The sequence below is a fragment of the Streptomyces sp. NPDC091371 genome, assembly GCF_040684275.1.
GTDB lineage: Bacteria > Actinomycetota > Actinomycetes > Streptomycetales > Streptomycetaceae > Streptomyces.
This window is the reverse complement of the sequence record NZ_JBFBFP010000023.1, coordinates 1-19,636: the sequence shown is the minus strand read 5'-3', so window position 1 is coordinate 19,636 and position 19,636 is coordinate 1. Positions and strand designations below refer to the sequence as shown.

The following is a 19,636-nucleotide window of genomic DNA, read 5'->3' as shown; positions in this document are numbered from 1 at the left end:
CTGCTTCAACCATCCGTCGGGGCGTCTCATTCCCCGGACGGCGGGCCCACGTGCAGCCAGAGGGTGCGGTGGGAGCCGGACCGGACGGCGGCCGGGTCCGGGAGCCAGCCGTGGCGGGCGTAGAAGGCCTGGGCGCGGAGGTTGTGTTCGTAGACCTCCAGGCGGACCCGGCTGATTCCGGCGCTGCGCCAGGCGTCGAGGCAGGCGGCGTGCAGGGCGGCGCCGGTGCCCCGGCGCCAGTGGACCGGGTCGACGTGGAGCTGGGTGAGGGTGGTCCCGCCGTCCGCGGTGAGGTAGGCGGCGACCCCGGTGACCTGCCCGTCCTGCTCCGCGCAGAGCACCCTGCCGACGGCGGCGGGGCGGGCGACGGCCCGGGACCAGCCCTCGCGGGTCCGCGCGATCTCGGCGTCGCCGGCGTAGGCCTGCTCCGGGATGTGGCCCTGGTAGTAGGTGGCCCGGGCCCTGGTGTGCAGGGCGGCGATGGCGTCGAGGTCTGCGGGTCGCGCGGTCCTGATCATGGGAAGGGAAACGCGCCGGGAACCGTCTCGGTTCCCGGCGCGTGCGGCGCGGACGGCGCGTGCGGCGCGGACGGCTACTTCTTCAGCCAGGCCGCCATCATCTTCTGGGCGATGGGCGCGGCCAGCTTGCCGCCGCCGATCTCGGAGCGGTCGGTGTCCGAGTTCTCGATCACGACGGCCACGGCGATCTGCTTGCCGCCGGCCTTGCCGTACGAGGTGAACCAGGCGAGCGGGGCCAGGCTGTTGTTGACACCGCGCTGGGCGGTACCCGTCTTGCCGCCCACCTCGGCGCCCGGCACCTGGGCCGGCTTGCCACCGCCCTCGGTGGCGACCGTCCTCATGGCGTCACGGATCATCGAGGCGGTCTTCTCGCTCATGACCTGCTGGGACTTGGGGTCCTTGAAGCTCTCCAGCACGTTGCCGCCGGCGTCGGTGACCTCGGAGACCATGTGCGGGGCGACGAGCTTGCCGCCGTTCTCGATCGCGGCCGTCACCATCGCCATCTGCAGCGGGGTGGCCTGCACGTCGAACTGGCCGATACCGGTCTGCGCGACCTGGTCGACGGACATCTTCTTCGACGGGTACTTGCTCGGCGGGTTGGTGCGGACCGGCGTGTCGATCTGCATGTTGAAGCCGAGCTTCTCGGCCATGGCGCGCATCTTGTCCTGGCCGAGCTTGTGCGCGAGCTCCGCGAACACGTTGTTGCACGACAGCCGCAGCGCGGTGCGCGCCGAGACGTTGTTGCACGCCGCGGAGCCCGCCTCGCTGGGCAGCAGGGTGCGGGTGCCCGGGATCGTGTACGGGTCGGGGATGCCGGTCGGCTGGTCCAGGTTGGTGACGAGGCCGTTCTCGATCGCCGCCGCGAGGGTGACCAGCTTGAAGGTGGAGCCGGGTGCCTGCGGCTTGCGCAGCGCCACGTTCTCCATGGCCTTGCCCTTGTCGGCGGAGAGCTCATCCCAGGCCTTCTGGTCATTGGCTCCGGTGATGAGGCCGGGGTCGAAGGAGGGGTTGTTGACCACGGCGAGGATCTCGCCCGTCGCCGGGACGATGGCCACGGCGGCGCCCTGCTTGCCCTGGAGCGCGTCGTAGGCGGTCTTCTGCACGTCCTTGTCGATGGTGGTCAGGACGTTGCCGGGGGCGGCACGCTTGTTGGTGAGCGTGTCCATCATCGTCTTCAGCCGGTTGTCGGAGCCGTTGAGGACGTTCTTGTAGATGCCCTCCAGCATGCTCGTGCCGTAGGCCTGGGAGCTGTAGCCGGTGATCGGCGCGTAGAGGGGGCCGTCGGTGTAGGTCCGCTTGTACCCGAAGTCCTTGCCGCCCGTCTTCGTCGAGCCGGTGATCGCCTCCCCTCCCACGATGATGTTGCCCAGCGGGTTCTCGTACTGCCCGATGAGGTTCCGCCGGTTGTTCTTGTCGTCTGCGAGGGCCTGGCCTTGGTATGCCTGCACCCAGGTGACGCGGACCAGCAGGGCCAGCACCAGGAGCAGGCAGAAGACCGACGCACGCCTGATCGTCTTGTTCATCCCCCAGAAGGACGTCCCAGCCGCCCCGGCCGTTCCGCTCTGCCCCGATTGTGGCCGGGTTCTCAGCTTTTCTTCATGATGAAGCCCCCCTCGTAGGCCGCGATGACCGCCTGCGTGCGGTCGCGGGAACCCGTCTTGGTGAGGACCGCCGCGACGTGGGTCTTGACCGTCTGCGGACCGACCCCGAGGCGCTCGCTCATCTCGTGGTTGGACAGTCCGGTGGCCATCAGGCGCAGTACGTCGGCCTCCCGCTCGGTGAGCCGGGACACCCAGGGCGCGGCGCCGGGCGGGGCTCCGGCGGAGTGGGCAGCGGCGAGGGAGCGGACGGCGGCGGGGAAGAGCAGCGAGTCGCCGCGGGCCACCAGGCGGACCGCGCCGACCAGCTCGTCGGGGTCGGCCCGCTTGAGGAGGAACCCGGAGGCGCCCGCCCGCAGCGCGTCATAGACGTAGGCGTCGTTCTCGAAGGTGGTGACGACCACGATCCGGGGCGGCTCGGGCATGGTGGCGAGGATCTTCTCGGTGGCCCGGATGCCGTCTATCTCGGGCATCCGGACGTCCATGAGCACCACGTCCGGTGCCAGCGAGCGGACCAGCGGGACGGCCTCGGCCCCGGTGGCCGCCTCGCCGACGACCTCCAGGTCGGGCTCGGCTTCGAGGATGACGCGCAGGGCGGTGCGGACCATCCGCTCGTCGTCGCAGAGCACGATGCGCAGCGGGGGCCGGCTGGGCGTGCTCATCGGGGCTCCTCCCCCAGCGGCAGGACGGCCGCCAGCCGCCAGCCGCCCTCGTGCAGGCCCGACTCGATGCGGCCGCCGAGCAGCGCGGCCCGTTCGGCCGCGCCGCGCAGGCCCCGGCCCCCGGTCGTGCGGGGCTCCCGGCCGTCGGGGGCGGCTATCGGATTGGTCATGGTGATCTCCAGTTCACGGTGTACGCCTTCCTGTCCCGGCCGTCGCCCGCCCGCCTGTACACGGATCGACAGCTCCACCGGGTCCGCGCCGTGGCGCATTGCGTTGCTGAGGCCCTCCTGGACGATCCGGTACGCCTCGCGGGAGGCGATCGCCGGGAGCTGCGCCCACTCCCGGGCGGGCCCGGGGTCCTCGTGGGCGGTGACGGTCGTCCCGCCCGCCCGGGTGCGGGCCAGCAGCCCGTCGAGGTCCGAGGCCAGGGTCGGCGCGGGCGCGGCGTCCGGCCGGGCCGGGTCCCCGTCGCGCAGCAGGCCCAGTACGGCGTCCAGCTCCCCCACCGTCCGCCGGGTGGTGTCCTCGATGGCGGCCAGCGCCTCCCGGACGAAGTCGGGGTCCCGGTCCAGCACCCGCCGGGCGGCGACCGCCTGGAGGGTGACGGCGCTCAGCGCGTGCCCGACCGCGTCGTGCAGCTCCCGGGCCAGCCGGTTGCGCACGGCCAGGTCCGACGCCCGCTCCTCGGCCGCCGCCAACCGGTCCGCCGCGGTCGGCCCGAGCAGCACCGGCGCCAGCCGGGCGAGCAGCGCCCCGGCACCCGCGGCGCACAGGACGACCCCGGCCAGCAGGCCGATCCCGAGCAGCGGTGCCACGTACGGGTCCATGTCCGTGGCGAACCAGCCGAGCCCGAGCCGGGCGTCCCGCAGCCCGATCACGAACGGCTGCACGATCAGCGCGACCCCCATCGGCGGCACCGCCAGGGTCACCCCGCTGATCAGGGCGCCGACCCCCAGGTGCAGGGTCCACCAGGCGGAGGTCCGGCCCCGGGCGGCCCAGGACCGGGCCGGCCCGTCGGCCAGCCGGTCCCCAGGCACCCCGCACATGGACCTGACAGCCGTCACCGACAGCGGCCGCACCAGCCCGAAAACGGCGGTGGCCGCGGCGAGCGGCAGGGCGGCCGCGTAGGCGGCGAGGGCCAGCGGGAAGGAGTTGAGGGCGTTGCCCCCGCCGGCCGCCATGCCGACCCCCACCTGGGCGAGGAGGAAGTACGGCATCAGCAGGGCCCCGCCGAGGATCAGGTGCACCCACCGCAGCCGGGCCCGCGCCCCCAGCAGCCTGGCCGTGCCTTCGCGCATCACCCCTCGCGGCGGGATATGAGGAACCGGGTGAGGACAGCGGCGGCGAGCGATCCGGTGATCATCTGGCCAGCGTAGATCAACAGGGCGGCCGCCGTGGGCCCTTCACCGCCGTCCAGCTGCGGGCCCGCCGAGACGGCCAGCATCCACGTGCCCCAGGTGAGGGCCGCCCCCGCGCCGATCCAGGTGAGGCCGAGCGGCCACCGCGCCCGCAACGCCCCGCCCCGGGCCAGGAGCAGCGCCCCCGCTGCGGCGGCGAGCGCGCACATCCCGTGCACCGCGGACACCACGGCCGTCTCCGGCCAGTACGCGCCCGCCCGCTCGGCTCCCAGCCCGGCCGTGCCCCCGAGGGCCCAGTAGAAGTACACGGCCGCCACCACCAGGCCGGCCGCTGCCGCGGCTGCCGCCACCACCCCCGTGGACGACGGCAGCCGCGCTCCCAGCACGCCCTGCCAGCGCCGCCCCCAGCGCTCCCGCGCATAGGGCACGAACAGCCCGGCCAGGGCGAGTCCTTGGATCGCGAACCCGGTGTAGACGACGTTGAACACCCAGGGGTCCAGGAAGGGCTCGCGCGCCGCCTTCACTGCGGGGTCCGCCCCGAAGCCGAGCAGGCGTATGAGGAGTTGGCCCGGGAACCCGGTGGCGATCGGGGTCAGCAGTCCGGTCGCCACGAACACCGGGACGGTCAGCAGCCAGGCCGGCACCCGCATGCCCCAGGGCCGGGTGAGCAGCAGCACGAGCAGGATCACGCAGGCGTCCATGGCCACCGTGACGGCGTTCGCCGCCATGAGGAAGGGCTCCGGATCCAGCAGCACGCTGCCGTCCGGTATCCCGATCCGACTCCCCGCCAGCCAGGCGGTCTTGAGCGCCAGGTAGGGCACGGTGGCGGCCAGGGCCACCGCCCGCAGGATCCGCTGCCCGCTCCCCGGGCCGGGGGGCTGTCGCGTGCCGGGCTGCTGCTGCGGCTGCTGCGCCGCGCGCGTCGGGTGAACCGCTCGTGTGGTCATGACTCAACGGTCCCGTGCGCGCCGCCCCGCCACCTCCCCCGCCAAGGGGAACCTCCTCCCCCGGGCGGGGGAGGAACCGCCCCCTCCGCCACCTCACATGCGCCGCGTCACCACCGACAGCCGGTCCCGCGCCTCGAACAGCGCCGCCTTGATGACCTGCTCGTGCGCCGGCGTCAGCCGGGCCACCGGCACCGAGCAGCTCACCGCGTCCCGCGCCGGGGTCCGGTACGGAACCGCCACCCCGAAGCAGCGCAGCCCGAGCGTGTTCTCCTCCCGGTCCAGCGCGTACCCCTGCTCGCGCACCAGCTCCAGCTCCTCGATGAGCCGCTCCCGGTCGGTGATGGTGTGCTCGGTGACCGCCTCCAGCCGCCGCGGCAGCAGGTCTCGTACCTCTTCGTCCGTGCAGGTGGCCAGCAGCGCCTTGCCGAGCGCCGTCGAGTGCACGGGCAGCCGCCGCCCGACCCGGGTGAAGGGCCGCAGGTGGTGCTGGGACTGGCGGGTGGCCAGGTACACCACGCTCGTCCCGTCCATCCGGGCCAGGTGGATGGTCTCCGTCGTGTCGTCGGAGAGCCGGTCCAGGGCGGGCCGGGCGGCGGCGACGACCTCGTCGCCGTCGATGTACGAACTGCCCACGAGCAGGGCCCGCACGCCGATGCCGTACCGCGTGCCCGTGGCGTCCGTCTCCACCCAGCCCAGGTTCACCAGGGTGCGCAGCAGCATGTACAGGCTGGACTTGGGCAGGGAGAGGTCGTTCTGGATGTCGGCCAGGCTGTGCAGTCCGGGCCGGGCCGCGAAGTGCTCCAGGAGCAGGACGGTCCGGACCGCGGATTTGACCGCCGCCGCCTGGGCCGGCGGGCCCGCCTCGGTCGTCGTCATGGGCGCGCTTCCCCTCTGTCGCCTCTGGTCGCTTCTGGTCGCCCCTGGTCGCCTCTTGTCACGCGCAGGACGCGGAAATAGAGTCCGCAGCAGATGTGATCATTCATCCACCGGAACGGCGTTCAGAATACTGAACGATCCAGGAGGCAGCGGGCCATGACAACGACACCAGTCTGGAGTGTGGACCCCCGCACCGGGAAGCAGCGCGAGCAGGTTGCGGTGGAGGCCACACCCCAGGAGGTGGACGAATCCGTACGGGCCGCCCACGCGGCCCGTGCAGCCCTCGCCGACGCCACCGCCCGCGCCGCGTTCCTGCGCGCCGCCGCCGCGCTGCTCGACGAGTCGGCCGCCCACGTCATCGAGGCCGCCGACGCCGAGACCGCGCTCGGCCCCGGCCGGCTCACCGGAGAGCTCGCCCGCACCACCGGCCAGCTGCGCGCCTTCGCCGACGCCGTGGACGAGGGGGCGTACCTCGACATCCGCATCGACCGCGCCGACCCCTCCCTCAGCCCGCCCCGCCCCGAACTGCGCCGCTACAAGGTGCCGCTCGGCGTGGTCGCCGTGTACGCCGCCTCCAACTTCCCGCTGGCCTTCTCCGTGCCCGGCGGGGACACCGCGAGCGCCCTGGCCGCAGGCTGCCCGGTGGTCGTCAAGGCGCACCCCGACCACCCGGCCACCTCCGAGCTGTGCGCCTCGCTGCTGCGCCGGGCTGCGGTCGAATCCGGGCTCCCGGCCGATGTGGTGGGCGTGGTCCACGGGTTCGACGCCGGGCTGGCGCTGATCCGCCACCCGCTGGTGGCGGCCGCCGGGTTCACCGGCTCCATCCGGGGCGGGCGGGCCCTGTTCGACGCGGCCGCCGCGCGGCCCGTGCCGATCCCCTTCCACGGCGAACTCGGCTCCCTCAACCCCGTCGTGGTCACCCCGGCCGCGGCCGCCGAGCGCGCCGAGGAGATCGGCGGCGGGCTCGCGGGGTCGGTCACCCTCGGGGTCGGCCAGTTCTGCGTGAAGCCCGGCCTGGTGCTGGTCCCCGAGGGCGCGGCCGGCGACCGGCTCACCGGAGCGCTGACCAAGGCGCTCGGGGAGACCGAGCCGGGGGTGCTGCTCGACCACCGGATGCGGGAGAACTTCATCGCGGGGGTGCGCGAGCGGACCGCGCTGTCCGGGGTCGACGCGCCCGTCACCCCGGGCTCGGGCGGGGAGCACACCGTCGGGGCGGGATACCTGACCGTGCCGGCGCGGCGCCTGCTCGAGGGCGGGTCGTACGAGGTCCTGCTGGAGGAGTGCTTCGGCCCGGTCACCGTGGTCGTACGGTACGCCGACCAGCGCGAGGCCGGCGCGGTGCTCGGGCTGCTCCCCGGGAACCTGAGCGCCACCCTCCAGTTGTCGGCCGCCGAGACCGAGGGGGCTCCGGGCCCGGCCGGGGAGCTGATCGAGCAGGTCACGGGCCTGGCGGGGCGGATCGTGGTCAACGGCTGGCCGACCGGGGTCGCGGTGGCCCCGGCCCAGCACCACGGCGGCCCGTACCCGGCGGCTACCTCCCACTCCACCTCGGTCGGCGGAACCGCGATCGAGCGGTGGCTGCGCCCGGTGGCGTACCAGTCGGTCCCCGACGCCCTCCTCCCGGCGGAGCTGCGCGAGGCCAACCCGCTGGGCCTGCCGCGCCGGGTGACGGGGGCCTGACCCGCAGGCCCTGTAAGCCCCGCAAGCCCCGCAGGCCCGTGCACCCGTAAACCCGTTGCCCGCCCCGCCCCGGCGGGGCAGGCTCCGGGGCATGCCTCAGCCGCACGGGTTCACGTACGAACGCCACCGCGACGACTCCGTCGTCATCACCCACCGGGGTCGCACCGCGGCCACCCTGCGCGGGAGCCGGGCCGGGAAGTTCCTGGCCGAGGTGGAGTCGGGCGACCCGCAGCTCGTGATGGCCCGCTGGACCGGCTCGTACAAGTTCGGCAACGAGCGCACCGCCCGCAACCACCCCCGCAACCGGCGCTGAAATCTCGCGCGAGGGTAAGGGAACGGCAAAGCACCTCCGGTCGTTCTCCGGGCATGACCGCTATGACCCCAGGTTCCAACCTGCCGCTGAACACCGTCCGCGTGACGGTGGACGTGGCCGCGCCGGTACGTCTCGACGTGTCGGCCCTGCTCCTCTCGGCGGACGGCAAGGTGCGCTCCGACGCCGACTTCATCTTCTTCAACCAGCCCACCGGGCCCGGTGTCAGCTACCGCTCCGGCGGCGGTGCGGCTCCGGACTCTGTCACGGTGGACACCGGCGCGCTCCCCCCGGGCATCGAGCGGATCGTGGTCACGGCCAGCCCCGACGCGGCCGGTCAGACCTTCCGGGGCATCGAGCCCACCGCCACCGTGCGCGATGCGGTCGGCGGCACGGTGATCGCCACCTTCACCCCGCCGCAGCTGGGCACGGAGACCGCGCTCGTCGTCGTCGAGGTCTACCAGCGCGGCGGCGCGTGGAAGGTGCGCGCGGTCGGCCAGGGGTACGCGAACGGCCTCGCCGGCATCGCCACCGACTTCGGGGTCTCCGTGGAGGAGGAGCCGGCTCCGGCCGCGGCCGCCGCCCCGCCCGCTCCCCCGGCACCCCCGGCGCAGCCCGCGTCCTACCCGGCCTCCCCCTGGCTCGGCGGCGCCACGCAGCCCCCGCCGGCCGCGCCACCCGCGCCGCCCGCGCCGGTCCCCGCGGCCGCCCCGCCCGCCGGCGGGAAGATCAACCTGGACAAGGGTCGGGTCAGCCTCCAGAAGAACCAGACGGTCTCCCTGGTCAAGGGCGGCCGCCCGCTGCTCACCCAGGTCAAGATGGGCCTCGGCTGGGAGCCCGCCTTCCGCGGCGGGAACATCGACCTCGACGCCTCGGTCATCGCGTACGGCCCGCAGCGCAACCACATCGACAGCTGCTACTTCGGCAAGCTGTCCATCCTGGGCGGCGCCATCAAGCACTCGGGTGACAACCTCACCGGCGAGGGCGCGGGCGACGACGAGGTGATCGTCGTGGACCTGGGCCGGCTCCCCGCCGACGCCACGGGCCTGGTCTTCACGGTCAACTCCTTCTCCGGCCAGAAGTTCACCGACGTCGCCAAGGCCTACTGCCGTCTGATCGACGCGTCCAGCGGCGAGGAACTGGTGCGCTTCGACCTCACCAGTGCCGAGCCGCAGACCGGGGTGATGATGGCGAAGCTGATCCGCCAGTTCTCCGGCGAGTGGGAGATGACGGCCATGGGCGAGTTTGTGAAGTCGCGCACAGTGCGCGGCATGGTCAAACCCGCCGCACAGGCACTCTGAGCAGGTGGGCGGGCACATGGAGCCACCAAAGGCCGTTCCGGGTGATCGATTCCACCCTGAATTCGGAGGTGGCTGTCAGTGCCCGCCCGTAGCCTTGAAGGCATGAAGGAGTCACTCACCCCCGCGGGGCCCGCCCGCCCGTCCGCCGCCGAGGCGAACGAGGCGATCCGGCACCTCGTAGAGACGCGGGAGGACGGCGAGTGGCCCTCGGAGGCGTACGAGTTCCTGCTCGCCGAGTGGGCCGAGGCCTCCCGCGCGGAGCTTTCCGCCTCCCAGTGACCCCCCGGTAGCACTGCCGGGCGTCAGTGCGCGCGCCGCCACGGGCCGGTGATGGCCAGCATGATGCCCGGGTCCTGGATGTTGGCGTACAGGGTGCGCCCGTCCGGTGCGAAGCACACACCGGTGAACTCGGAGTACTCCGGCTCCTCGGCCGTCCCGATGTTCAGCTCGTTGCGGGCGAGGGGGTACGTGCGGCCCGTTTCGGTCGCGCCGAACAGGTGCTGCAGGCCCGAGCCGTCCTCCGCGATGACGAGGCCGCCGTACGGGGACACGGTGATGTTGTCGGGGCCGTCGTAGCCGCCGTCCGCCGACGGGTCCGCGTTGACCCCGATCAGCACGGTCAGCCGGACGGTCCGCCGCTTGGGGTCGTAGAACCACACCTGGCCGTCGTGGGCCGCGCCCGGGCTCTCCTCACGGGCGTAGGAGGAGACGAAGTACGCGCCGCCGTCGGCCCACCACATGCCCTCCAGCTTGCGGGCGCGCGTCACGGCACTGTCCGCGAACTGCTTGCGCACCGGCACGGTCCGCGCGTCGCGGTCCGCGACGTCCACCCAGTCGACCCCGTAGACGGTGCCGATCTTCGTGGCGCGCGAGAGGTCGTCGACGAACAGGCCGGAGCTGTCGATGCACTTGGCGGCCTGGAGCACACCCGCGTCGGCGGCGAGCGTACGGAGCTTGCCGCGCCCGTGCCGGAAGCCGGCGGGCGGGGTCCAGCGGTAGAGCAGCCCGTTGGGGCCGGAGGCGTCCTCGGTCAGGTAGGCGTGACCCGTGCGCGGGTCGATGACGACGGCCTCGTGGTCGTAGCGCCCGAACGCCTTGACGGGCTGCGGGTCCTGGTTGGCGCGGCGGTCGTGCGGGTCGACCTCGAAGACGTAGCCGTGGTCCTTCGTCATGCCGTTCTTGCCCGCGAGGTCGGAGTTCTCCTCGCAGGTCAGCCAGGTGTTCCAGGGGGTGGAGCCGCCCGCGCAGTTGGTCGACGTACCGGCGATGCCCACCCATTCGGCGACCTCGCCGCCGCGGCGGACCTCGACGACCGTGCAGCCGCCGGCCGCGGCCGGGTCGTAGACCAGGCCCTCGGTGAGCGGGACGGGGCGGGCCCACTTCGATCGGGGGCCCTTGAGCTCGTGGTTGTTGACGAGGAGGGTGACCCCGCGGTGGCCCGCGAAGGCGGCGGTGCCGTCGTGGTTGGACGGGGTGGTCTCGCCGGACTCCAGCGTGGTGACCCCGCTGTGGGTGATCACGCGGTACTTGAAACCGGCGGGGAGCGCGAGGATGCCGGCCGGGTCGGGGACGAGGGGGCCGTAGCCGGGCTCACAGGGCCGCCCGTGCTCGTCGCGGGGCGTGCTGTCCTCGGCCGCGAGTGCGCCCGGGGCGGTAGCAAGGGCGCCGACGGTCCCGGTGAGGGCGACTCCGGCACCGGCGATCACGGTGCGGGCGGTGAAGTCTCTACGGCTGAGCGGCATCGGGTCTCCAGGGGTGGGGAGGTGGTGCGCCTGTGTGCGGTCGTCGGCGCACACGCTCCCGCCCACACGTGAACGGCGGCTGAATTACCCACGAAGAGGAGTCGACCCCTTTCCACTGGGCGGAATGGCCAACTCCGCCCCAGGAAGGGCTCGTTCCGCGCGCTCCGGTCAGTTGTGCCGGGAGCGCGCCTTGAATGCCGCCTTCCGGGCCTCCTTGGCCGCCTTCTTGTCCGGGTGCAGCCGGCCCATGGCCTCCAGGACGTACGCCGTCGCCGGGTGCTCCACCCGCCACACCTGGTCGAAGAACCCCGCGTGATGGGCGGTCAGGGTCTCCATCAGCAGCGGCAGCTCCTCCGTCTCCCCGTCGGCGGCGAGCTGCGCCGCGATCGTGTCGACGGTCAGCCAGAACACCATGGCCCCATCGGGCGCGGGCACGTCGGCCGCCCCGCGCTCGGCCAGCCAGACCCGGGCGAGCCCGCCGAGCTCGGGGTCGCCGAGCACGGCGCGGACCGCGGGCTCGGCCTCCGGCCCGGCGGGTGCGAGGGCCTGCTGGCAGCGCAGCCGGCGCAGCGGCGCGCCCTCGTCGTCACCGCGGGCCGCGGCCAGCAGTTCGGCCACGGCGGCGGGCAGTGCGCGGCCGGTCAGCCACTGCTCGATCTCGGCCTGCGCGGCGCTCTCCGGATAGCGGGAGACCCCGTCGAGCAGCGCGTCGGCACCCTTGTCGGCCAGGTCGCCGACGGCGGGGGCCTCGACCCCGGCCTCCAGCAGCCGCGCGCGGATCCCGTACCGGCCGAGCGGGGTCAGGCGGACCATCCCGTAACGGGACACGTCCTCCTCGTCCCCGCCGTACCCGCCCTCGTCGCCCCCTTCGGCCTCCGCCATCAGCGCCTCGTCGACGGGCTGGTACTCCACCAGACCGATCGGCTCCAGCTGCCGGAACTGGTCGTCGAGCCGCATCATCGCGTCCGAGACCTGCTCCAGCACCGCGTCGGTCGGTTCGCCCATGCCGTCGGGGACGACCATCGACGCGGCGAGCACGGGCAGCGGGACCGGGCCGTTTGCCGCTCCGCCCTCGGCGACGTTGAGCAGGTAGAGGTTGGCGAGGACCCCGTCGAGGAAGTCCGCCTCGCGGCGCGGGTTCCAGTCCAGCTGGTCGAAGTCGATCTCGCCGCCCGCGTCGAGCGCGTCGACGAGGTCGTCCAGGTCGGGCACGGCCGCGTCGGCGAGGACCGTGTCGAGGGCCGCCAGCCACAGGTCGAGTACGTCGCCGGGCGCGCCGCCCGTCACCAGCGGGAGGTCCTCGCCGGGCACGGCGGCGCCGTGCTGCTCCGCACCGGCTTCCCCGTCCTCTTCCGGCTCGGTCACGTCGACCAGTCCGGTGTCCACGGCCACCCGCCACGCCTGGCTCGCGTACACGACGGAGTCCGCGTCGGAGGCGTCGAGTCCGAGCGCCCGGGCGGCCTCGGGCAGCTGGCCGGCCACGAGTTCGCCGCCGATCTCGACGCGGGTGTCCGGTCCGGCCCAGCGGGCCAGCCGCACGGCCCGGGCGAACAGCGGGGCGGCGAGCGCGTCGCGGGCCAGTTCCGCATCGGCGGGCAGCCGTACCGGCGGCAGCGTGGGGTGCGGCTCTGCGGACATGGGGCGGTTCTCCTCGCGAAGCGAACGCTGTGGGGCGGGCCGGAGTGACCGCAGCGACCGGAGCTCCCGGCCTGTCGGCCGTTCGGCCACGCGGACCCAGCGTAGACGCATTTCGGGCGTGCCTGGCGACCCATCACCTTTGGTTCATCCCACAGTCAACCGGCGTACTCCCTGGAGGGCTTGACAACTTTGCTGGTCACACAGGAAATTGACGCGCGTAGACATGTCGGGGACCCGGGGCGGCAGCCCTCGCGGATCCCGCTGCACACCCCCCTTCTGCGATTTCCCTCATCCCACACCGGAGTTCCCGCCCATGCGCTCTTCGCATCCCCGTTCCGCCGCCGTCGCGGCCCTCGTCGCCACCGCACTGGCCACCGGCCTGCTCGCGGGCTCCGCCGACGCGGCCGAAGGCGCCGTGTCCGCCGATCCGATACGCATCCACGACATCCAGGGCACCACCCGGATATCCCCGCTGGCCGGCAAGCAGGTCGCCGACGTCGCGGGCATCGTGACGGGCGTACGCACGTACGGCTCGCGCGGTTTCTGGATCCAGGACCCGGACGCCGACGACAACGACGCCACCAGCGAGGGCGTGTTCGTCTTCACCAGCTCGGTCCCGACCGTCGCCGTGGGCGACGCGGTCACGGTCTCCGGCACGGTCGGCGAGTACATCCCCGGCGGGGTCGCCTCCGGCAACCAGTCCGTGACCCAGATCTCCAAGCCCACCGTCAAGGTGGTCTCCTCGGGCAACGCACTGCCCGCGGCCGCCGCGATCAACGAGTACACCGTGCCCGCCGAGTACGCCCCGGCCGGCGACCCGGCCGCCGGCGGCAGCATCAACGGCCTGGCCCTGGAACCCGGGCGCTACGCCCTGGACTTCTACGAGGCCCTCGAGGGCATGAACGTGGCGATCGGCACCTCCCGCGTGGTCGGCGCCACCGACCCGTACGCGGAGCTGTGGGTCACGGTGAAGGGCTGGGAGAACGCCGCCCGGCGCGGTGGCACGGTCTACGGCTCCTACGAGTCCCAGAACACCGGCCGCCTCCAGATCCAGCAGCTCGCGCCGCTCGCGCAGCAGCCCTTCCCGGTGGCCAACGTCGGCGACAAGCTGACCGGCACCACCGAAGGCCCGCTGGACTTCAACCAGTTCGGCGGCTACACGCTGGTGGCCCGCACCCTCGGCACCGTCAAGGCGGGCACCCTCGCCCCCGAGAAGACCAAGGCGCAGAGCCCGGGCGAGCTCGCGGTGGCGACGTACAACGTCGAGAACCTCGACCCGACCGACCCGCAGGAGAAGTTCGACAACCTCGCCAAGGCGGTCGTCGAGAACCTCGCCTCCCCCGACATCCTCGCCCTGGAGGAGATCCAGGACGACAACGGCGCCAAGAACGACGGCACCGTCTCGGCGGAGCAGACGCTGACCAAGTTCACCGAGGCGATCGCCGCGGCGGGCGGCCCGGCGTACCAGTGGCGCACCATCAACCCGGAGGACAAGAAGGACGGCGGTGAGCCCGGCGGCAACATCCGCCAGGTGTTCCTCTTCAACCCCGCCCGGGTCTCCTTCACCGACCGTGCCGCCGGCGACGCGACGACCGCGAACGGCGTGGTGCGGGAGAACGGCCACGCGGCCCTCACCCACTCCCCCGGCCGGATCGACCCGGCGAACCCGGCGTGGGCGGACAGCCGCAAGCCGCTGGCCGGCGAGTTCGTCTTCCGCGGCCGGACCGTCTTCGTGATCGCCAACCACTTCGGCTCCAAGGGCGGCGACGAGGGCCTGACCTCGCACCACCAGCCGCCGGTGCGCAAGTCGGAGGAGAAGCGGCTGCTCCAGGCGCAGGCCGTGAACGGCTTCGTGAAGGAGATCCTGGCGGCCGAGAAGCAGGCGAACGTCGTCGTCCTCGGTGACATCAACGACTTCGAGTTCTCGGCGACCACCGAGGCGCTGGCGGACGGCGGGGCCCTGTACCCGGCGATCAAGTCGCTGCCGAAGTCGGAGCGGTACTCGTACGTCTTCCAGGGCAACGCGCAGGTGCTGGACCAGATCCTGACCAGCCCGTCGATCAGGAACTTCAGTTACGACAGCGTGCACATCAACGCGGAGTTCTCGGCCCAGAACAGCGACCACGACCCGCAGGTGCTGCGCTTCCGCCCGTAGCCCCGGAACCGCAGGGGTCCGGCCGCCGTCCCGGCCGGCCCCCTGCCACAATCCCGGCATGAACTTCCGTGAGGCCACCCGCCAGGACCTGCCCGCCGTACTCGCCCTGCTCGCCGATGAGGAGCGGGTCGTGGAGCCGGCTTCGGTCGTGGTCGACGAGGCGAGCGAGCGGGCCTTCGCCGCCATCGGGGCGGACGCCCGCAACGAGATGCTGGTCCTGACGGACGCCTCGGACTCGGACGAGGTCGTCCTCGGCTGCCTCCAGCTGACGTACATCCCGGGCCTGGGCCAGAACGGCCGGGAGCGGGCGCTGGTGGAGGCGGTACGGGTCCGCGCGGACCGCCGTGGCGCAGGGCTCGGCGCGGAGCTCATGCGGCTGGCCGTGGAGCGGGCCCGGGAGCGCGGCTGCGGCCTGGTCCAGCTGACCAGCGGCAAGCGGCGCACGGCTGCGCACCGGTTCTACGAGCGGCTGGGCTTCGCGCGCAGCCACGAGGGCTTCAAGCTGCCGCTGGCGGACTGACGCGTCCCGAAGTAGGGCCTTTCGGCCCTGGCGTGACGCTCGCCACATCGCTACCGAATCGGCCTTTTGTGGTGTTGAGTGTCCCCACGCCCGATCTTGCACCCTCGTTTTTGGAGGACCGCGTGTTCCCCTCCATCTCCCTCGCCCAGGAAATCGGCCTCGCCGTCCTGCTCGTGGCCGCGCTCGTCTGGCTCGTCGGCCTCGGCCACATGCTGTGGGACAGCCGTTTCCACCACCCCGAGCCAGGCGCCTTCGAGGGCCTGGCGGTGATCCCGGCCCAGCGCGGCGTCGCCGCGCACCCGATGGAGGCCGTGGAGCTGACCGAGGCCGAACAGGAGGCCTTCGCCGGCCTGGTCCGCCGGATCCCGCTGCGCTGACGCCTCGCGCGACGCGTTGCGTCCGGGCGTCGCCGCTAGGATCCGCCCATGACCTCACATCGGGCGGATGCCTCGTAGATCCCCTCGCGGCCTGCGGGCCGCCGTTCCCCGCGGGCAGAGCGGTGCGGCGAGCAGGCTGCTCGTCGACACGTGCCCCGGGGCGCCCGTGTGTACCGCCGTGCACACCTACCTCTTCGTCGACGGCCTCGACATAGTGGCACGCAGCGACAGCAGGATGGCGGGCATCGGTCCGGGGCGACTCCTCCGCCCGGGCGGACCGCTCTATCCGACGGATTCGCCGCGCACGGTGGACGTCGCGGCCGAGGAACGCCCCGAGCCGGGGCCGGCGAGACTGTCCCTGCGGGTCCGGCTGCGGGGCGAGGCGGTCATCTGGTCGGACCTGATGTACCCGGGCCCCGATGGCGGGGTGATCGCGGAGGTCCGCTTCCGCCTGGATCAGTACCTGGGCGAGATCGAGCGGGCGTACGCGGCGGCCCGTCACACGACCGAGCGCCCTCCGGCCGCGGTGCGGCCGGAGGGCGCTCGGTGAGACGACCCGTGGTCGTCAGTTGTGGCTGTGCAGGACCTCGTTCAGGCCGCCCCAGTTCGCCTTGTACGGGCGGGCCTCGACGGCGCCGGTGACCGAGTTGCGGCGGAAGAGGATGTTGTCGGCGCCGGAGAGCTCCAGGGCCTTGACGATCTGGCCGTCCGGCAGGGTCACCCGGGTGCCCGCCGTGACGTAGAGGCCGGCCTCGACGACGCACTCGTTGCCCAGCGCGATGCCGATGCCCGCCTCGGCGCCGATCAGGGTGCGCTCGCCGATCGAGATGATCTGCTTGCCGCCGCCCGAGAGGGTGCCCATGGTGGAGGCGCCGCCGCCGATGTCGGAGCCGTCGCCGACCACGACGCCGGCGGAGATGCGGCCCTCGACCATGGAGGTGCCGAGGGTGCCGGCGTTGAAGTTGACGAAGCCCTCGTGCATGACGGTGGTGCCCTCGGCGAGGTGCGCGCCGAGGCGGACGCGGTCGGCGTCGGCGATGCGCACGCCCTTGGGGGCGACGTAGTCCGTCATCCGCGGGAACTTGTCGATCGAGGTGACCTGGAGGTGCAGGCCCTCGGCGCGCGCGTTGAGGCGGACGGTCTCGACCTGGTCGACGGCGACCGGGCCCAGCGAGGTCCAGGCGACGTTGGTCAGCAGGCCGAAGACGCCGTCCAGGTTCTGGCCGTGCGGCTTGACCAGGCGGTGGCTGAGCAGGTGCAGGCGCAGGTACGCGTCGTGCGCGTCCAGCGGCTTGTCCTCCAGGGAGGCGATGACCGTGCGGACGGCTACGACCTCGACCCCGCGGACCGCGTCCTGGCGGATCGCCTTGGCCGCGGCGGCGCCGAGGAGCTCCACGGCCTGCTCGGCGGTGAGGCGCTCGGTGCCGGCCGGGCCGGGCTCGGCGACCAGCTCGGGGGCGGGGAACCAGGTGTCGAGGACGGTGCCGTCGGCGGTGATGGTGGCAAGTCCGGCGGCGACGGCGCCGGTGGTACGCGTAGCAGTCATGTCCGAAACCTAACCGGCGACGGCCGCCCTGGGCGAACCGGTCTCATGTGCCGGTCGCCCGCGTCGCCGCACCCCGCGCGCGCCCATGGCCAGCACGGTTCCCCCCGCGACCGTGCCGAGCACCGCGCACAGGGGCCACAGCAGCCCGGGCGCGGCGGTGTACAGGGCCCCGCCGAGGGGGCCGGCGAGGACGACGCCGCTGACGGACACGCCCGCGTACAGGCTCTGGAACCGGCCGATGGCGTGCTCGGGCGATTCGTCGGCGACGTAGGCGGTGGCGGTGGTCTTGTAGAGGATCTCGCCGAGGGTGAGGAGCACCATCATGGCTGCGGCGGTCGCGGCGCCCACCCCGAGCAGCAGCATCGCGTAGCCGCCGCCCACGAGCACCAGCCCGGTGCCGATGATGTGCAGCGGGGAGCGCCGGCGCAGGGCGAGGGCCGCGGGGATCTCCAGGAGCATGATCACTCCGCCGTTGATCGCGATGAGCAGTCCGTACGCGCGGGTGTCCAGGCCGTGGTCGGCGAGGAAGACCGGGAAGGTCGTGTAGTGCTGCCGGTAGACGACGTCGATGACGACGATCGCGCCGAGCAGGACGAGCACCGGGGGCCGGGCGCGCAGCTCCCGCCACAGCCCTCCGCGGCCCGGACCCCCGTCCGGGGCCGCGGAGGAGGCGGTGCCCGCCCGGGCCGGGACGACGCGGGCGGTCCACAGGGCGAAGAAGAGGGTGCCGAGGCCGTCCGCGACGAAGAGCCAGTCGTAGGAGAGCCCGGTCGCGACGAGGGCGCCGAGCGGTGCGCCCACCGTGAAGCCGGCGTTGGACAGGCAGCGGGTGACGGCGAAGGCCTGGCGCCGGGCGCCCTCGGGGACGGTGACGGCGACCAGCGCGGAGTTGGCGGCGCGGATCACCCCGGAGGCGTACTGGGCGAGCGGCAGTACGAGCACCAGCAGGGCGGTGGGGACCGTCGACAGGACGACGAGCGCGGCACCGCCGAGCGCGGAGGCGGTGAGCAGCACCCGGCGGTGGCCGAAGCGGTCTCCGTACCAGCCGCCGGTGAAGTTCCCGGCGACCAGGCCGACGCCGCCGATGCCGACGATCAGGCCCGCCTGGGCGGCCCCGAGGCCGCGCGGGCCGGTCAGGTAGAGGAAGACGAAGACGAACGTGAAGCTGACGACGGCGTTGACGAAGATCCCCGCAGCCAGCAGCCACACGACCCGCGGTACGTCCTTGAACCCCTGCAGCACACCCGTGCCCCCCTCGATCCATGAGTAAGTTTCTTTTGGGAACGGACTATGTCAGCATGACAGCCTGGGGTCAACGGACAAAGGAGTGCCCATGGCCCAGCGCACGCACCTCGGCGACGCGGAGTGCTCCATCGCCCAGGCCCTCGACGTCGTGGGCGACTGGTGGACGCTGCTGATCGTGCGCGACACGGCGCGCGGCCTGCACCGCTTCGACGAGCTCCAGCGCGAGCTGGGGATGTCCCGCAAGGTCCTCGCGGAGCGGCTGAAGCTGCTGGTCGAGGCCGGGGTGCTGACGCGCGAGCCGTACCAGGAACGCCCGGTACGGCACGAATACCGGCTGACCCCGCGCGGGCGGGGGCTCCTGCCGGTCCTGGTCGCCCTCCAGGACTGGGGGGACACCTGGATCCTGGGAGAGGGAGAGATGACGGCGACGACGCAGGAGGCCTCGAAGGAGGCGGGCCGGGTCCACGCGCTGCTCGGCACGCGCGTGCCGGAGCTGCTGCTGCCGGACCGTTTCGGCGAGCTGCGCGACCCGGTGGCGGACACCCCGTTCACGGTCCTGTACTGCTTCCCGGGCGCGTACGCGCGCGCCGAGTCCTACCCGCCCGGCTGGGCCGGGGTACCGGGCGCGAAGGGTTGTACGTTCGAGTCGTGCACGTACCGCGACCAGCTCGCGGAGTTCACCGCGGCGGGCGCCACCGTGCACGGCGTCTCCACCCAGCGGCCGGACGAGCAGCGGGAGTTCGCGGAGCACGAGGGGCTGCGGTTCCCGCTGCTCTCGGACGCGGAGCTCGGCCTGACGGCGGCGCTGCGGCTGCCGACGCTGCGGGCGGGCGGGCTGAGCCGGCTCAAGCGGCTGACACTGGTGCTGGACCGTGAGCGGGTGGTCCGCGAGGTGTTCTACCCGATCACGGACATCGAGGCGAGCGTGGCCGCGGCCCTGGCGGCCGTCCGCGCCGCGGGCCAGGGGGTGTCCGGCGGATCATGGCCGGACACCCCCTAGTGCTGTGGCCGGAAAGGTTTGCCGGGTCGCGGTGTCCGGTGCATGGGGCCTCCCCAGGCCCGCAGGGCCTAGGGGGTGTCCGGCGGATCAGGGCCGGGCCCGCGCCGCCTGGCACCGCGCCTTGCCGCGTTGTCGTCGGTCGTCGATGCTCCGCATCGACTCC

19 protein-coding genes are annotated in these 19,636 nt (G+C 73.2%); 9 read left to right on the top strand and 10 right to left on the bottom strand.

The genetic code is table 11. The annotated features are described in order from the left end of the window. Positions 1-26: 26 nt before the first annotated feature. The 6 genes from AB0O21_RS23820 to AB0O21_RS23795 all read right to left on the bottom strand — a co-directional run bounded on the left by AB0O21_RS23820 (position 27) and on the right by AB0O21_RS23795 (position 5,959). Entirely contained in the window at positions 27-518 is a 492-nt protein-coding gene (locus AB0O21_RS23820) for a GNAT family N-acetyltransferase (RefSeq protein WP_365173599.1), read from the bottom strand. Positions 519-592: 74 nt separating this feature from the next. Beyond that, positions 593-2,041 carry a penicillin-binding protein 2 gene (locus tag AB0O21_RS23815; RefSeq protein ID WP_365173597.1) on the bottom strand — a complete coding sequence of 483 codons (1,449 nt, stop codon included), beginning with the start codon at positions 2,039-2,041 and terminating at the stop codon, positions 593-595. 62 nt (positions 2,042-2,103) lie between these two features. Further along, positions 2,104-2,778, bottom strand: a complete 675-nt coding sequence (locus AB0O21_RS23810) for a response regulator transcription factor (RefSeq protein ID WP_365173594.1) — start codon at positions 2,776-2,778, stop codon at positions 2,104-2,106. After that, entirely contained in the window at positions 2,775-4,076 is a 1,302-nt protein-coding gene (locus tag AB0O21_RS23805; protein ID WP_365173592.1) for a histidine kinase, read from the bottom strand. The genes AB0O21_RS23810 and AB0O21_RS23805 overlap by 4 nt, the downstream gene beginning before the upstream one ends. Continuing rightward, positions 4,076-5,083, bottom strand: a complete 1,008-nt coding sequence (locus tag AB0O21_RS23800) for a hypothetical protein (protein WP_365173589.1) — start codon at positions 5,081-5,083, stop codon at positions 4,076-4,078. Before AB0O21_RS23800 ends, AB0O21_RS23805 begins: the two co-directional genes overlap by 1 nt. A gap of 93 nt (positions 5,084-5,176) precedes the next feature. Next, on the bottom strand, positions 5,177-5,959 hold the full coding sequence (locus AB0O21_RS23795; protein ID WP_365173587.1) for an IclR family transcriptional regulator: 783 nt from the start codon (positions 5,957-5,959) through the stop codon (positions 5,177-5,179). 156 nt (positions 5,960-6,115) lie between these two features. Here AB0O21_RS23795 and AB0O21_RS23790 point away from each other — a divergent pair, with 156 nt between their 5' ends. From AB0O21_RS23790 to AB0O21_RS23775, 4 genes are all read left to right on the top strand, one after another. Beyond that, a complete protein-coding gene (locus tag AB0O21_RS23790; RefSeq protein ID WP_365173584.1) occupies positions 6,116-7,639 on the top strand; it encodes an aldehyde dehydrogenase (NADP(+)) in 1,524 nt (507 codons plus the stop codon). 91 nt (positions 7,640-7,730) lie between these two features. Beyond that, on the top strand, positions 7,731-7,952 hold the full coding sequence (locus tag AB0O21_RS23785) for a hypothetical protein (protein ID WP_365173582.1): 222 nt from the start codon (positions 7,731-7,733) through the stop codon (positions 7,950-7,952). A 62-nt stretch (positions 7,953-8,014) separates the two neighbouring features. Then, complete coding sequence (locus AB0O21_RS23780) at positions 8,015-9,250, top strand: TerD family protein (protein ID WP_365173580.1); 1,236 nt, start codon at positions 8,015-8,017, stop codon at positions 9,248-9,250. A 102-nt stretch (positions 9,251-9,352) separates the two neighbouring features. After that, positions 9,353-9,529 carry a hypothetical protein gene (locus tag AB0O21_RS23775; RefSeq protein WP_365173578.1) on the top strand — a complete coding sequence of 59 codons (177 nt, stop codon included), beginning with the start codon at positions 9,353-9,355 and terminating at the stop codon, positions 9,527-9,529. Positions 9,530-9,552: 23 nt separating this feature from the next. Here AB0O21_RS23775 and AB0O21_RS23770 read toward each other — a convergent pair whose 3' ends face one another. Both AB0O21_RS23770 and AB0O21_RS23765 read right to left on the bottom strand, forming a co-directional pair. Next, positions 9,553-10,992, bottom strand: a complete 1,440-nt coding sequence (locus AB0O21_RS23770) for an alkaline phosphatase PhoX (protein WP_365173576.1) — start codon at positions 10,990-10,992, stop codon at positions 9,553-9,555. A 168-nt stretch (positions 10,993-11,160) separates the two neighbouring features. Continuing rightward, a complete protein-coding gene (locus AB0O21_RS23765; RefSeq protein WP_365173574.1) occupies positions 11,161-12,630 on the bottom strand; it encodes a hypothetical protein in 1,470 nt (489 codons plus the stop codon). 313 nt (positions 12,631-12,943) lie between these two features. On the opposite strand from AB0O21_RS23765, the gene AB0O21_RS23760 reads away from it, so the two are divergent. The 4 genes from AB0O21_RS23760 to AB0O21_RS23745 all read left to right on the top strand — a co-directional run bounded on the left by AB0O21_RS23760 (position 12,944) and on the right by AB0O21_RS23745 (position 16,232). Beyond that, complete coding sequence (locus AB0O21_RS23760; protein WP_365173572.1) at positions 12,944-14,785, top strand: endonuclease/exonuclease/phosphatase family protein; 1,842 nt, start codon at positions 12,944-12,946, stop codon at positions 14,783-14,785. A 58-nt stretch (positions 14,786-14,843) separates the two neighbouring features. Then, positions 14,844-15,305 carry a GNAT family N-acetyltransferase gene (locus AB0O21_RS23755; RefSeq protein WP_365173569.1) on the top strand — a complete coding sequence of 154 codons (462 nt, stop codon included), beginning with the start codon at positions 14,844-14,846 and terminating at the stop codon, positions 15,303-15,305. A gap of 122 nt (positions 15,306-15,427) precedes the next feature. Then, entirely contained in the window at positions 15,428-15,682 is a 255-nt protein-coding gene (locus tag AB0O21_RS23750) for a hypothetical protein (RefSeq protein WP_365173567.1), read from the top strand. Between the two features lie 67 nt (positions 15,683-15,749). After that, a complete protein-coding gene (locus AB0O21_RS23745) occupies positions 15,750-16,232 on the top strand; it encodes a hypothetical protein (protein WP_365173564.1) in 483 nt (160 codons plus the stop codon). 15 nt (positions 16,233-16,247) lie between these two features. Here AB0O21_RS23745 and dapD read toward each other — a convergent pair whose 3' ends face one another. Continuing rightward, complete coding sequence (dapD, locus tag AB0O21_RS23740; RefSeq protein ID WP_365173561.1) at positions 16,248-17,228, bottom strand: 2,3,4,5-tetrahydropyridine-2,6-dicarboxylate N-succinyltransferase; 981 nt, start codon at positions 17,226-17,228, stop codon at positions 16,248-16,250. Between the two features lie 9 nt (positions 17,229-17,237). After that, the gene (locus tag AB0O21_RS23735) at positions 17,238-18,467 is read right to left on the bottom strand and encodes an MFS transporter (RefSeq protein ID WP_365173781.1); all 1,230 of its coding nucleotides are present in this window, start codon (positions 18,465-18,467) and stop codon (positions 17,238-17,240) included. Positions 18,468-18,561: 94 nt separating this feature from the next. On the opposite strand from AB0O21_RS23735, the gene AB0O21_RS23730 reads away from it, so the two are divergent. Beyond that, entirely contained in the window at positions 18,562-19,473 is a 912-nt protein-coding gene (locus AB0O21_RS23730) for a winged helix-turn-helix transcriptional regulator (protein WP_365173558.1), read from the top strand. The last annotated feature ends 163 nt before the right edge of the window (positions 19,474-19,636 follow it).